Source organism: Chelativorans xinjiangensis (genome assembly GCF_009812055.1).
Taxonomy (GTDB): domain Bacteria; phylum Pseudomonadota; class Alphaproteobacteria; order Rhizobiales; family Rhizobiaceae; genus Chelativorans; species Chelativorans xinjiangense.
The window spans coordinates 54,897-68,515 of sequence record NZ_WQNH01000006.1 but is presented as its reverse complement, the minus strand read 5'-3'; the positions used below and the strand labels follow the sequence as shown (position 1 = coordinate 68,515).

The following is a 13,619-nucleotide window of genomic DNA, read 5'->3' as shown; positions in this document are numbered from 1 at the left end:
TCAGTCTTCCTCCCTAGAGAACTTTGATGGAGGTCCGGGGATCCGGACCTATTTTTCCGAGCGAGGATCGAACGCGATGCGGATTCCATCCCCCACGAAATTCACGGAAATGACGGTCAGGAAGATCAGCAGGCCGGGATAGACGGCCAGCGCCGGTGCCGAAATGACGAGTTCCTGCGCATTGGTGAGCATGTTGCCCCATGACGGCGTAGGCGGAACGATGCCGAAGCCGAGGAAGCTCAGCGTGGATTCGAACAGGATAATGCGTCCCACCGACAGCGTTGCCGCCACAGTGATCGGTGTAGTGATGTTGGGCAGCACATGGACCAGGACGTTATAGAGATGCCGGGCTCCGCTCACCGTCGCCGCCTTCACATATTCGCGTTGGCGCACCTCGATTGTGGCCGCACGCGTGATGCGCGCGATGGTCGTCCAATCCACCAGGGCGATAATGATCACGATGCGCAGGAAGACCGCTCCGGGCGAACTTGCGAGCGCCTGCGACAGCCCGAGTTTCGAAAGGTCCACCGCGCCCAGCACGATCAGGACGGGCGTCATCGGCAGCGCGATCACCACGTCCGTCAGGCGCATCAGAAAGGCGTCGACCTTGCCGCCAAGAAAGCCGGCCCAGACGCCGATCAGGATGCCGATGAGGGCAGTCAGCAAGGTTCCCAGTACGCCGACGGCGATTGACACCTGACCGCCATACATCAGGCGCAGCAGCACGTCCCGGCCGAGCGAGTCCGTGCCCAGCCAGTGCTTGGCAGAGGGGGGACGGAAGCGCATCAGAAGGTTGGTCTCGTTGGGATCGAGCTCCATGAGGAGACTGTACGGGTAGGCCAGCACGCACAGAGCCGACAGCACCAAGAGTATTGCGAGCGCAATTACTGCCGGCTTGTTGCGCAGGAAGCGCTTGCGCCGGAGCTGCCAGATCGTCTGGCGGGGAGCCGAGGGGATGCCGGCGAGTTCTGTGTCGATCGCGCTCATTTCAGTGTGATCCTTGGGTCGAGCCAGGCATAGGCGAGATCTGCCAGAAGGTTGGATACCAGCGTGACGATGGTGGCCAGCAGAAGACCGATGAGCGCGAGGTTGAAGTCGACATAGCGGATGGCGTCGAAGATCATCTTGCCCATGCCGAGAATGCCGAAGATGGTCTCCACCACCAGGGCGCCGGAAAACAGCATTCCAAAGCCGAGCGCCAGCACCGTCACCATGGGGATGAGCGCATTGCGTAACGCGTGCTTGACGATGACCGTCGTCTCGGAGAGACCCTTGGCCCGTGCCGTGCGAATGTAGTCGGAACTCATGGTCTCGATCATGGACGCGCGCACGTAGCGCAGGAGCGGGCCGACGAAGAACATGGTGAGTACCGTGACGGGCAGTATCGAATGGTAGATCTGGAGTCCGAGGGAGGGGGTTTCGGCAAGCGGCGTGCCGCTGGCCGGCAGCCAGCCCAACTGCACGGCGAACACGATGATGAGGATCAAGGACAGCCAGAAGTTGGGCAGTGAAATGCTTGCGAAGGCGAAGAAACTGATGACGGTATCCATCCAACCGCCGGGCCGCAGAGCCGCGATGGCACCCAACAGCAGGGATAAGGGGATCGACAGCATGATTGTCGCGACCATCAGCTTCAGCGTCTGCAGGAGCGCGGGGCCAAGGATTTCCAGCACCGGCCGGAAGTAGAGACTGGAAAAGCCGAAATCGCCCTGAAATGCCGCAGTCAGCCAGTGCCAGTAGCGAACAGGCAGGGGAACGCCCACACCGTAGAGCTCGCGCATCTGCCGTGCCAGCTCCGGGGTTAGCGCCGGATTACCCTCCAGCATGTTCTCGACCGGGTCGCCCGGCATCATGCCGATCAGCATGAAGAGCAGAAATGTCATCACGAGCAGGACGAAAGCGGCCTGTACCAGTCTGAAGAATGTGTATCTCAGCATGGCATCAGTCCTTGAAATGGCAGGCGGAGAGCTGTTCGGGCCGTCCCGGTGCCGGCAACAACTCGGGGACCTGGCGGCGGCAGACTTCCTGCGCCCTGGGGCACCGGGTGTGGAAGACGCAGCCTGGCGGCGGTGACAACGGTGTCGGGATCTCGCCCTTGAGCGCCTGGCCCGGCTTGCGCCTTCCTCGGCTGATGCGAGGCACCGACTCCAGAAGCGCCTGGGTGTAGGGGTGGCTTGGCGTCGCGAACAGATCCTGGCGCGACGCGATCTCCATGATGCGGCCGAGATAGAGCACCACCACCCGGTCGGCGAGATGATGGACCACGCCGAGATCGTGACTGATGAAGAGATAGCTGATGGTGCGGTCGCGCTTGATCTTGTTGAGCAGGTTCAGGATCTGGCTCTGGATCGAGACGTCGAGTGCGGAAAGCGGCTCGTCGGCGACGATGAGCTTGGGCTTCGCAATCAGCGCGCGCGCAATGGCGATGCGCTGACGCTGGCCACCCGAGAACTCGTGCGGGTATCGCCGCGCACTTTCGGCGGGTAGGCCCACCTGTTCCAGCACGTCATCGGCCTGTTGGAGCCGCTCGGCGCGGCTCACCCCCTGCAGGCGCAGTGGCTCGGCAACGATATCGCCGACCATCATCCGCGGGTCGAGCGCGGAAAAGGGATCCTGGAAGACCAACTGCACCGGACGATCCTGTGAATGGCCACCCAGCGCCGCGCCAAACTTGATCCGCCCGGAGGTCGGGGTGAGGAGCCCTGAGATTGCGTAGCCGAGTGTGGTCTTGCCGCTTCCGCTTTCGCCTACGATCGCCAGCGTCTCATCCTCTTCGACCGAGAAGGAAACATCGGTCAGCGCCCTGAGCGTAAGCTTCTCCTTGAAGAATCCGCCGTCGATGGGGAAGTGCAGGTTCAGGTTGTCGACTTCGACGAGAGCGTTCATCAGTTCACCTTGAAGCAAGCGACGTGATGGCTCGGCATGACCTCACGCAAAGCTGGCTCGGCTTCGCGGCACCGCGCGTCCGCCAGCGGACACCGGTTGGAGAAGCGGCAGCCGGACGGTCGCTTTCCGCCGACGGATCCAGGGATCGTGTAGAGTTCAGCCATCGGTTGGGCGATGTCCGGCAGCGTCCTGATCAGCCCCTGCGTGTAGGGATGAAGCGGATTGGCGAACAGATCCTCGGCCGGCGCGTACTCGACCATACGTCCCGAGTACATGACCATGATGCGGTGCGCGACCTCGGAGACCACAGCAAGATTATGGCTGATGAACTGTATTGCCGTTCCGTATGTCTCCTGGAGCTCAAGCATCAGATCCAGGATCTGCGCCTGGACGGTCACGTCGAGCGCCGTGGTCGGCTCGTCTGCCACCAGGAGCTTCGGGCGGCAGGCCAGCGCCATGGCGATCATGGCGCGCTGCCGCATCCCGCCGGAGAGCTGGTGGGGATAGTCCTGCGCCCGTCGCTCGGGCGAGGGGATATGGACGCTGGCGAGAAGCTCGACGGCGCGGCCGAAGGCCGCCCGTTTGCTGAGCCTCTCGTGCTTGACGAGAACTTCCGCGATCTGCTGCCCGACCTTCATGACCGGATTCATGGCCGTCATCGGCTCCTGGAACACCATCGCCACGTCGCGGCCGCGGTGGCATCGCCACTGCCTGGAGCTGAAGGCGGTCAGATCCTTGCCGTCGAACTCGATCGATCCGGAGACCTTTGCGCCCGTTGGCAGCAGCCCCATGATGGCGAGCGACGTCATCGTCTTGCCGCAGCCGCTTTCACCGACCACGCCGAGCGTCTCGCCCTGGGCGATCTCGTAGCTGAGCTCGCTCACGACCTCGCTTTCACGCCCCTCCGCACCGGGAAACGACACGCTGAGGGAAGATACCCGCAACAGCCGCGGACGGTCCGGTTGCGCCACGTGCCCCGCGCCGACCACCTCAAGTGCCGGAGTCGCCACGCTCATGGCTCGAATTCCTCCCTGTCTTCTTCTTATGGCCGCCGGCAGGCAGGCCCGCCGGCGAAGTATCGTGCGGCCTCGTCGGCCGGATTTATGTTCAGGCCGACAGTGCGACCGGTTCGGCATTCGACAAATCGATTGTGCCCACGCCGCCATAGATTTCGACGTTAGTGCCATACATCTTCGACAGACGCTGAAACCGTTCGAGGATGCGCACCGCGCCGTCCCCCTTGGCCAGCATCGGCCGCCCTTCGGTAAAGGCGTGATCGCCGCTTCCGGTCCGTCGCGTCTGGCGCGCGTCGGGCGTGCTCTCGCGGCCCATCTCAACGGGGTGGAGATGGATGCGCTTAAGCTGGTGATCTTCCATCTCGACCTTGATGATCGCCGAGCTCCACCAGGTGTCGGACGGTGTATCGAGTCCGGGATGCAGCGGGTGCGCGGCCGGCGTCAGCGTGGGCAGACGGTCGACGTCATGCCCCCACGCATCATAGCTGTCGTAAGGAACGCGCTGGATGAATTCGGACTGGGCGAAGAAGTTGCCGATCCCGTAGATGATCGGCCTGCCCTTGTAGATCTCGATGCCCAGCGTCTTGTGCCAGCCGTGCCCGACATAGATGTCGGCGCCGCCGTCGATGACGGCATGGGCGAAATCCCGGACAAACTTCGGCGGGGTGTCGCCACGGGGGCCATCCGCCACGCTGAAATGATGCGCGACCAGCACCAGGTCAGCCATCGCCTTTGCTTCTTCGACGGAGCGCAAATTGCGCTCGAGGTCGCGCTGGTGGCAGCGGCTGACGATGTCGAAGCGGTCGCCCACAACGAAGGTATTGACGTCGCCCCACTGCTGCGTGCCGGGCATCAGGATGCCGAACGCACCCGGCTTCTCGCTCTTGACCGGCTTGAGCACGTTGAGATTGCGGCCGAACTCCTTGAGGTTGGCGGCCGTGTTCTCGTCCACGACGAACTCATACGAGATGCGGAGCGGGTTCACGCCGGGGCGCCCCTGAAGCCCTCCCTTCGGAAGTCCCGCCCACATGAAGTGCTGATTGCCGGAGCTGGCCGAAACAAGCGCCACGCGCCCCTTCTTCTTTTCGAGATAGGCCGGCTCGCTGGCCTGCTCAAGGTCAGTGCCGGTTCCCGCGGCGGCAATCCCGGCTGCCTTGCAATGCTTCTTGGTCGCCAGAAGCCCCTCGGCCCCGAAATCGAAGCTGTGGTTGTGAGCCGTAGACACGATGTCGATGCCGGCGGACTTCAGATCCATGGCGATTTCGGGATCGGCCATCATGAAGCTGCCGATGCCCTGACCACGGGCCGGCCAGCGAAGCTCTTCGTAATCGGCCAGGTTCATTTCGAGGTGAGCGTAGGTGACGTCCGAGTCTGTCAGAAGATCGATGACACCCGTGAATTCCGGCTCGTCGTGGAGCATGAACGGCCGGCAAACCATGCATTCGCCGGCCAGTGTAACATTCCATGTTCGCGGTGATGTCATCGTATCCCTTTAGCTCCTGCGCGGACAAATCCGACCGTCTCTCCGCGTCGCGTCCTTGGCGGGGCGACAGGCCTGCCGCTCCCGCCACTGTCTACGGGAGCCCGTCATTCAGCAGGTAGACGGCGTCTTCATGCTGAAACCATCAAGCATCAGCGTTGCTATTACAATGTAGAAAGATTCACTTTCAGATATGCCGGAATGGTATGGGTGAGATATCGCGAAAAGAGCGTCTTGGCTCATGGCCCTCAAGAAAACCCGGGGGCGCAAGAACTCGAAAAGCGGCACTCCAACTATTCAGCGTGTCCGGCTTGCCGTCCGTTCCACGAGCTTGGCGGCGTAGGCGGCCGAGATGTGTGCCTTTGCGGCCTCCTTTGCGTCGTCGGCATTGCCGGCTTCGATTGCCTCGACAATGCGCAAATGCTCTTGATGCGCCGCCTCGGCACGCTGAGTGTTTTGCAGGTTGGAAGTCTGAATGAGCATAAGTGCGTCGCGCAAAGTGTTCAGTGATGTCACAAGGTAGCGGTTGCGCGCAGCGCCCTGGATTGTCTGGTGAAGCGCATAGTTCAACCGGGAGAGGTCGGCGGGGCTTTCCAGAAACTGGGCTTCTTCATTGACAATCAGCCGCATCAGTTCCTTTTCCGCAGAACTCGCGTTCTTGGCTGCCAGGGCTGCGGCTGTGCTCTCGAGCAACTCGCGCATGTAATAAAGCTCGGAGATCATCTGGTGATCGAGCTCAGCGATCTTCAGTCCCTTCTGGGGCGCCGAAGTTAAGATGCCATCCCTCTCCAGCCGGCGCAAAGCTTCGCGCACCGGAGTCCTGCTGACATTGAACTGGCTAGCAACATCCCGCTCGCGCAAACGGCTGCCGGGGATGAACTTGCCGCGCCGGATCGCTTCGCGGATCTGCTCATACACGCGATCCGGAATCGAATCGCCGGAGGTCTCTGTTTTCTCAGAAATATCAGATGTTTCGCTCATAATAAGGGCCCGTGGTGCGCTCGGTTTCCAACGGCGTTTCGAAGATATCTTGCCAGACCTGTGTTGACAAATCCACTCGGTTCAATTTGGTATACCAAAAAACACCATCTGTTGTTTTGAGAATTGGAGTCTCCGTGGTCGAGAAAAATGCACCGTCTGCAGATCGCATCGCGCTGGTGGGAGAGTGCATGATCGCAAGGCCGTGGTCGCAGATAACCGTGCCCGGCTTCGATGAGGTGCTCGGCCTCATGCGGTCCGCCGCAACGACCTATGCTCATCTTGAAACGGTCATCGGTCGACCGGACGAGGTGGATAGTGCAAAGAGTAGCGACTGGCTGGGCAGCTACATGATCGCCGACCCGGCAATGGCCGGTGAGCTGGCGTGGGCAGGGATCGACCTGGTTTCCGCAGCCAGCAACCACAGCTGCGATTTCGGCCAGGGCGGCATCCGTTCGACCGTGGCGCACTGCCGAAAGGCAGGGTTGCTCTGCGCGGGCATAGGAACGGATCTGGAGGCTGCACGCGCGCCGGCATATGCGGACGGTCCGGGGGGTCGGGTGGCGCTGGTTTCGCTGAGTTCGGGCAACAAGAGCTATGAGATCGCCGGTATGAGCAAGGGCGGGGTCCCCGCCCGCGGTGGCGTCAACCCGCTCCGGATCAAGACGCTTCACGAGATACCGCCGCAGGCCGCGGAGCAGCTCAAGGCCATAGGTGGCGCCCTCAAGATCCTTCGCAACGGAGGCGAAGGAGGGCCGGCGGCGGTCGGGCTGGAGCCAGGGGAGTTCCGGTTCGCCCTGCCGGCGGATCAATCCACCCGCTCCCAGAACGCCTTTGTCGTGGGCGACGACTACGCGACGCGCAACGTGTGCAACGAGCGCGATCTGGCTGCCAATCTGAGGGCGGTGGAGGAGGCGCGTGACGGCGCGGACCTCGTCTTGGTCGCACATCACTTCAACATATCCGACGGCGTACGAGGCGACGAGCCGCCGAACTTCGTGCGCGACTTTGCGCATGCGGCGATCGAGGCGGGTGCGGACGTCTTCATCGGCCATGGCTGGCACCGCACGATGGGAATCGAAATCTACAGGAACCGGCCAATCATCTATGGCATCGGCAATTTCATCGCCCATTCCGAATTCATGTCCGTCGTCCCCTACGACAGCTACGAGGCCTGGGGGCACGAGGTCGATCGTCTGCCGACGCTCGGACCCAATCTGCGCCCGCTTCACCCCGGGCTCGACGGACCTTCCGAAACCTGGTGGTCCTCCGCGGTCATCGAAGTCGAACTCGCGCACGGAAAGCCATCGGCCCTGCGCCTGACGCCGGTAGAGCTGGGGCGCGAAGTAAGCGCCGACGCGCCGGTGACACGGCCGGTCGGGCGGCAACGCTACACGGACGGACGGCCAGTCCTAGCGAGGGGCGAAAGCGCCAGAGCCGTTCTGGAACGGTTTGCGCGGCTCTCCAGGCCGCTGGGCACGCTGCTGAACATCGAGGGAGATATCGGCAGGATTTCCTGCGTCTGATGATGCCCGCCGGAAGCTTGAGAGGAAGCATGGATAGCGGATTGTCGGGAAAAGTGGCGCTTGTCACGGGTTCGAGCCGCTCGATCGGGGCGGAGATCGTCCGCGCGCTGGCGCGGGACGGCGCGGATGTTGTGGTCAATGTCCGCACGGCCGGAGGCGAGGCAGAAGCTGTGGCCGAGGAGTGCCGGGGCGCCGGTGTGCGTGCGACGGTCGTCGTGGCCGATGTCTCCAGCGATGAGGGTACGAAAGCCTTGGCGGCGGGAGCGCTGGATGCGTTCGGCAGGGTGGACATCCTGGTGAATAATGTTGGCGCAAGCCCCCGGATGCCCTTCCTCGACATGGCATACGAGGACTGGTCCACCCTCTTCGATATCAATGCGAACAGCATGTTCCGCATGTGCAAGCTCATTGTCCCGCAAATGGTCGAGCGCGGCTGGGGGCGCATCATCAACATGGGCGGGCATGCGCACATCAATATCCACGGCACCGGGGTTCACGTGAAAGCGACCAAAGCGGCCGTGGTCGGATTGACGCGGGGCCTAGCGGGAGAACTCGCCCAGCATGGGATTACGGCCAACGTGGTCGCGCCCCACGCAATCGACACGCCGCCGCGCCACAACAAGTACTACCGCGACAATGATCCGAAATGGGATCCGGTATCGCGAGGGGTCGACAAGATTCCAGTGGGTCGCCTCGGCAAGCCCGCCGAAATCGCGGCGCTGATCCGGTTCCTTTGTTCCGATGACGCCGCGTATCTGACCGGCCAGACCTATCTCGTGAACGGAGGAATTGCCGCGGGATAGGGCGTGGCCGGGGCCGGAACCCGCATGAACGGCGTTCCAAAAGTGTTGGGAGGTGAGAATGAGAAGAGGACCATTCACCGTATCGGCCGTGCTGGCGGCCGCCTTGACGGTCACTGGAATAGCCGCCGGAACGGCCTTTGCCGACGAGTCAGCCGTGGCGGAATTCTATTCAGGCAAGACAGTGCGTTTCGTGGTTGGTACGCGTGTAGGAAGTGGTGGAGACACCTATGCGCGTCTGATCGCCGACCACATCGGGAAGCACATTCCCGGAAATCCGAATGTGATCGTCGAGAACATGCCGGCGGCTGGCGGCCTCGTCCAGGCGAACTGGATGTACAATCAGGCCGACCGGGACGGGACCGTGGTCGGGCTGACCCGGGAGTCCATCCCGTTCGAACCGATCCTGCTCGGCGATGCCTCGAAGGCGGAGTTCAAGCTTGATGAGCTGATCTGGCTGAGCAGCCCGAACATGTTCCCCAATGTTGCGATATCGTGGCACACCTCGGACGTGAAAACCGTCGGGGACCTGCTCGAGAACGAGCTGATCGTGGGCGGGATCGGTCAGACCGGAAGCACCAACGACGCCTATGTGCTGAGAAACCTCCTCGGGTTCAAATACAGGGTGATCAACGGCTATCCGGGGCCGTCGGAAATCGACCTCGCAGTCGAGAATGGCGAACTCGAGGGCCGCGCGACCGCAGGCTGGACGGGGCTTTCGACCCGCCATGCCGATTGGCTGCGAGACGGCAAGATCAATATCCTCTACCAGACCGGCGCTGTAAAATATCCGCGTATTCCCGACGACGTTCCCTCGCTCATGGACTTTGCCAAGACCGACGAGCAGCGCGCGATTCTCGAGCTGAAATATGGCTCCAATGCTGTCGGGTTTCCCTTCTTCTTCCCGCCAGAGGTACCCCAGGAGCGGGTCGATGCGGTGCGGAAGGCATTCGAGGCGACCTACGCCGATCCGGAGTTCATCAAGGCTGCGGAAGCGCAGCATGTCGATGTGTTCCCGGTAAGCCATCAGGAGATGGAGGCCGTCTACAAGAAGGCTTACGAATCGCCGCAAGAGCTGCGCGACAAGCTCGCCGAACTGTCGAAGCCGCCAGCAGACTGATCTCCAAGAAATCGCAATCGAGGCGCGCCGCCTATTGCCTGCGCGTCCCGCTTTCCCTCACCCAAAACGGGAATACCTCGTCATGCTGGAGGCCGCGCTAACCGCTCTGACAATGATCGCGGACCCCTTTCGGCTGGGGGTTCTCGCGGCTGGTGTCGTCCTGGGGCTGGTGATCGGAATTCTGCCGGGAATAGGGGGGCTAGCCGGCACGGCGCTTCTCCTGCCGTTCACCTTCTCCATGGATCCCTACACGGCCTTCGCCTTTCTGCTCGGGCTTGGGGCGGTGACTGCGACCGGTGACCCGATACCCGCAATCCTCTTCGGTGTGCCCGGCGGTGCGGGATCGGCCGCCACAGTGCTCGATGGCCTGCCGCTGGCACGAAGAGGGGAGGCGGGCAGGGCGCTGTCGGCGGCCTACAGCGCCTCGCTCTTCGGCGGGCTGTTCGGCGCCCTCATGCTGGCCGTCTCCATTCCGGTGTTCCGGCCGATGATGCGCTTCGTTCAGTCGCCCGAGCTACTGGCTTTCACGGTTTTCGGGCTCTCCATGGTGGCGGTGATGGCCGGCAAGAGCCCACTCCGTGGGCTTGTCGCCGCCTGTATCGGGCTGATGCTGTCGATGTTCGGCGCCGATCCGAAGACCGGGACGATGCGGTGGACATTCGACACGCTTTACCTCTTTGAAGGGCTGCCACTGCTGCCCGTGGTGCTGGGTCTATTTGCGGTGCCCGAGTTGTGCGACCTGGCGATCACGCGGGAATCGATCTCAACCAAGACCAAGTACAACGTGCGCCGGGGAATGGTCCTCGGGTTTGCCGACACTGTGCGGAATTGGTGGCTCGTGATCCGCTGTGGCTCAATCGGCGGCGTGCTGGCGGCCATTCCCGGTATCGGCGGGGCGATTATCGACTGGATCGCCTATGCGCATGCGCGCGCGACCTGCCGCGGCGCGGCCGAAACTTTCGGCAAGGGAGATATTCGCGGCGTCATCGCTTCCGAGAGCGCGAACAATGCCAAGGAAGGAGGCGCGCTGATTCCCACCATCGCGTTCGGCGTGCCGGGCACGGCGACAATGGCACTCCTGCTTTCGGCATTTCTCGTCCACGGTCTGCAACCGGGACCAGATATGCTCGGGCCGAACCTCAGTTTCACCTATGGCATGATCTGGAGCGTGGCGATCGCCAACATTCTCGGCGCCGGCCTGTGCTATGCGTTCAGCGGCCAGTTCGCCAAGCTGGCGACCCTGCGGTACACGCTCATCCTGCCCACCGTCCTGTCGATCATCTTCATCGGAGCCTTCGAGGGGTCGCGCAGCTGGGGCGACGTCTACACCATGCTCATCTTCGGCGTAATCGGCTGGACCATGAAGCAGTTGCAATGGGCGCGTCCGCCGCTTCTTCTGGGGTTCGTTCTCGGCGATATGTTCGAGCGTTATCTTTTCATTTCCATCGACCGCTACGGCATGGACTGGATGATGCGTCCGCTCGTGATCGCGCTCTTTGCGCTTGCGTTCTTCGCTTTCGCCCGAGCCTTCTGGCAGGACTATCGTGCACATGGGGGCATACGGGCCATAAAAGCCGGGCTCGGCAAGCCGAATTGGGAATGGTCGCAGCTTTACTCCGTATTGGTGCTCGGGGCGGTAGCGATCCTGCTAATTCTTGCGTCGCCCTGGGATTTCCAGGCGGGGCTCGTTCCAAGGATCACCGGCGGCATCGCGTTGTCCTTGGGAGCGCTCAGCCTGGCCGGGCACATCTTCTATCGCCCGGTGGGGGCGGGCAGCGCCAAGATGTACTACGAACTGGTGGCGCAGAGCGGTCATTTATCGGGTACGACGATCCTGCTGCGCGCTGGCGTCTTCTTCGGCTGGCTGCTGTCTTTCCTCGTCTCGATGGCGACCGCGGGGATATTTGTGACCATTCCCTTGTTCGTTGCCACCTATATGCGGCTTGAAGGCAAGGAGCGATGGCCGTTGGTGATCGCCAATGCCCTGTGCCTCACACTGTTCGTGTATTTCGTATTCGACCGGATCCTGCACATCCCGTGGCCCCACACCCTTCTGCGCGATTTGCTGCCGCAAGCCAGAGTGATTCCAGGGGTGTGACAACGTCCATTAGAGGGAGCGCTGACATGCTGGACAACTCTCAGCAGCCTCGTGTTTACGACATGCTGGCCCGCGCGTTCATCAACGAGAGGATCGATGTCTGTTTCGGCCTTCTCGGAGATGCGAACATGAAATGGGCGGCGCGACTCGCAGAAGCCGGCTGCCGCATGGTTTATGTCCGGCACGAACATTGCGCCGTTGCAGCCTCCATGGCCTATGCCCGCAAATCGGGACGGGTAGGGGTGGCAACCGTTACCTGCGGTCCCGGTCTCACGCAGACGATGACGGCACTGCCTGCCGCCGTCTATGCGCGCTTGCCGCTCGTGGTTTTTGTCGGGGAAGCACCGCTGCGGTCCGGCTGGTACAACCAAGGCATCGACCAGGCGCCGTTCGTAAAGGCAGCGGGCGCAGCCTACCGGCCACTGCACACAATCGAGCGGATGGCGATGGAGGCGCGCGACGCCTTCCTGCAGGCGCAGGAGGAGCGGCGCCCGGTGGTGCTCGGCGTGCCGATGGACCTGCAGGAGGACCGCTGGACAGGCGACGACCTGCCCGCGCCGTCCTACAAGGTGCGGACGCCGCCGAAGCCCGTGCCGCCCCACCCCGACGATCTTGCCGTAGCAGCGAGCATGATCGGGGAAGCGCGGCGCGTCATCGTGCTGGCCGGCCTCGGCGCGGCCGCGCCTGCCGCCGCGCAGTCGGCACGTGCCTTGGCGGTCCGTGTCGACGGGATCCTGGCAACCACGCTGCCGGCGCGAGGGCTCTTTCACGAGGATCCCTTCTCGGCCGGTATAGCGGGAGGCCTCGCGGCACCGGCGGCCAAGCAGGTCTACGCGGAAGCCGATCTTATCGTGGCAGTCGGCACATCGCTTGCGTTCCACACATCGATGGCCGGCAGGCTATGGCCAAAGGCCAAGGTGCTTCAGATAAACACCGAAGCTCGTACTGTGAGCGAGGGCAGGGTTTGCGCCGACTATTTCATGCGGGCTGATGCAACCATGACACTCGACGCGCTGAATGCCGCACTGCCTGAACGTCTCGCCGAGTGGCGGAGCGATGCGCTTGCGAAGAGGTTCCGCGCGGCGCCGTTCAGCGATTATGAGCCGCAACCCTCGCCGGACGGTGCCCACGATCCGCGTTCCGCCGTCGAGGCCTTGCAGGCGGCGCTGCCCAGGCATTGGCAACTGGTCAATACTTCCGGGCATGTCTCCTATTTCACCACGCAGATGCCGGGGCGCCCTCAGGACGCCTTCCTCACCATTCGGGAGTTTGGTGCGATCGGGAACGGTACCTCGTTCGCCATGGGAGTGGCGGCGGCGCGGCCGGATACGCCGGTGGTCCTGCTTGACGGCGACGGCAGCTTCCTGATGCATTCCCAAGAGCTCGACACCATCAGGCGAAGCCGCATGAAGATCCTCGTCGTCGTCCTCAACGACGGGGCCTACGGCTCTGAAATTCACAAGCTTCGGGCCCATGGGTTGACCGAAGAGGGTGCGGTTTTCGGCCGACCTGACCTGGCACAGATCGCCCGTGGCTTCGGCCTCGAAGGCCATACGCTCACCGACTTGGGTGATCTGCCGAAAATCATCGACGCCTTTGCGAAAGGCGATCGCGCGATGGTGGTCAATATTCCGATCTCCGACCAGGTTCTCTCTCCCGCGATGCAGCGGCGTATCGAGGAAGTGCGAACCAAGCTGTCGGCGAACTGAGTGCAC

At 62.6% G+C, this 13,619-nt stretch carries 11 protein-coding genes; 5 read left to right on the top strand and 6 right to left on the bottom strand.

Going from position 1 to position 13,619, the window contains the following annotated elements; genetic code table 11:
- Window positions 1–48: 48 nt before the first annotated feature.
- The 6 genes from GM910_RS06460 to GM910_RS06435 form a co-directional block, all read right to left on the bottom strand.
- Entirely contained in the window at window positions 49–987 is a 939-nt protein-coding gene (locus tag GM910_RS06460) for an ABC transporter permease (protein ID WP_159586695.1), read from the bottom strand.
- A complete protein-coding gene (locus tag GM910_RS06455) occupies window positions 984–1,937 on the bottom strand; it encodes an ABC transporter permease (RefSeq protein WP_159586694.1) in 954 nt (317 codons plus the stop codon). The genes GM910_RS06460 and GM910_RS06455 overlap by 4 nt, the downstream gene beginning before the upstream one ends.
- A gap of 4 nt (window positions 1,938–1,941) precedes the next feature.
- Window positions 1,942–2,886, bottom strand: coding sequence for an ABC transporter ATP-binding protein (locus GM910_RS06450; RefSeq protein ID WP_159586693.1), 945 nt, complete (start codon window positions 2,884–2,886; stop codon window positions 1,942–1,944).
- A complete protein-coding gene (locus tag GM910_RS06445) occupies window positions 2,886–3,902 on the bottom strand; it encodes an ABC transporter ATP-binding protein (protein ID WP_159586692.1) in 1,017 nt (338 codons plus the stop codon). The genes GM910_RS06450 and GM910_RS06445 overlap by 1 nt, the downstream gene beginning before the upstream one ends.
- A 91-nt stretch (window positions 3,903–3,993) precedes the next feature.
- A complete protein-coding gene (locus GM910_RS06440) occupies window positions 3,994–5,385 on the bottom strand; it encodes a CapA family protein (RefSeq protein WP_159586691.1) in 1,392 nt (463 codons plus the stop codon).
- A 294-nt stretch (window positions 5,386–5,679) separates the two neighbouring features.
- Window positions 5,680–6,363 carry a GntR family transcriptional regulator gene (locus tag GM910_RS06435; RefSeq protein ID WP_159586690.1) on the bottom strand — a complete coding sequence of 228 codons (684 nt, stop codon included), beginning with the start codon at window positions 6,361–6,363 and terminating at the stop codon, window positions 5,680–5,682.
- Window positions 6,364–6,497: 134 nt separating this feature from the next.
- Between GM910_RS06435 and GM910_RS06430 the strand changes: the two genes are divergently transcribed.
- The 5 genes from GM910_RS06430 (at window position 6,498) to GM910_RS06410 (ending at window position 13,613) form a co-directional block, all read left to right on the top strand.
- Window positions 6,498–7,886 (top strand): CapA family protein, encoded by a 1,389-nt coding sequence (locus GM910_RS06430; RefSeq protein ID WP_281354869.1) that lies wholly within the window; start codon window positions 6,498–6,500, stop codon window positions 7,884–7,886.
- 29 nt (window positions 7,887–7,915) lie between these two features.
- Window positions 7,916–8,689: an SDR family NAD(P)-dependent oxidoreductase gene (locus GM910_RS06425; protein ID WP_159586688.1), complete on the top strand. Its 774-nt coding sequence runs from the start codon at window positions 7,916–7,918 to the stop codon at window positions 8,687–8,689.
- A gap of 88 nt (window positions 8,690–8,777) precedes the next feature.
- Window positions 8,778–9,806, top strand: coding sequence for a Bug family tripartite tricarboxylate transporter substrate binding protein (locus GM910_RS06420; RefSeq protein ID WP_159586687.1), 1,029 nt, complete (start codon window positions 8,778–8,780; stop codon window positions 9,804–9,806).
- Window positions 9,807–9,888: 82 nt separating this feature from the next.
- Window positions 9,889–11,904, top strand: coding sequence for a tripartite tricarboxylate transporter permease (locus tag GM910_RS06415; protein WP_159586686.1), 2,016 nt, complete (start codon window positions 9,889–9,891; stop codon window positions 11,902–11,904).
- Window positions 11,905–11,930: 26 nt separating this feature from the next.
- A complete protein-coding gene (locus GM910_RS06410) occupies window positions 11,931–13,613 on the top strand; it encodes a thiamine pyrophosphate-binding protein (RefSeq protein WP_159586685.1) in 1,683 nt (560 codons plus the stop codon).
- Window positions 13,614–13,619 lie beyond the last annotated feature (6 nt).

Excerpts from the sequence above, each read along its gene's own strand:
- GM910_RS06425 (WP_159586688.1), top strand. The coding sequence starts at position 7,916 with ATGGATAGCGGATTGTCGGGAAAAGTGGCGCTTGTCACGGGTTCGAGC.
- GM910_RS06460 (WP_159586695.1), bottom strand. The coding sequence starts at position 987 with ATGAGCGCGATCGACACAGAACTCGCCGGCATCCCCTCGGCTCCCCGC.
- GM910_RS06440 (WP_159586691.1), bottom strand. The coding sequence starts at position 5,385 with ATGACATCACCGCGAACATGGAATGTTACACTGGCCGGCGAATGCATG.
- GM910_RS06410 (WP_159586685.1), top strand. The coding sequence starts at position 11,931 with ATGCTGGACAACTCTCAGCAGCCTCGTGTTTACGACATGCTGGCCCGC.
- GM910_RS06435 (WP_159586690.1), bottom strand. The coding sequence starts at position 6,363 with ATGAGCGAAACATCTGATATTTCTGAGAAAACAGAGACCTCCGGCGAT.
- GM910_RS06455 (WP_159586694.1), bottom strand. The coding sequence starts at position 1,937 with ATGCTGAGATACACATTCTTCAGACTGGTACAGGCCGCTTTCGTCCTG.
- GM910_RS06450 (WP_159586693.1), bottom strand. The coding sequence starts at position 2,886 with ATGAACGCTCTCGTCGAAGTCGACAACCTGAACCTGCACTTCCCCATC.
- GM910_RS06415 (WP_159586686.1), top strand. The coding sequence starts at position 9,889 with ATGCTGGAGGCCGCGCTAACCGCTCTGACAATGATCGCGGACCCCTTT.
- GM910_RS06445 (WP_159586692.1), bottom strand. The coding sequence starts at position 3,902 with ATGAGCGTGGCGACTCCGGCACTTGAGGTGGTCGGCGCGGGGCACGTG.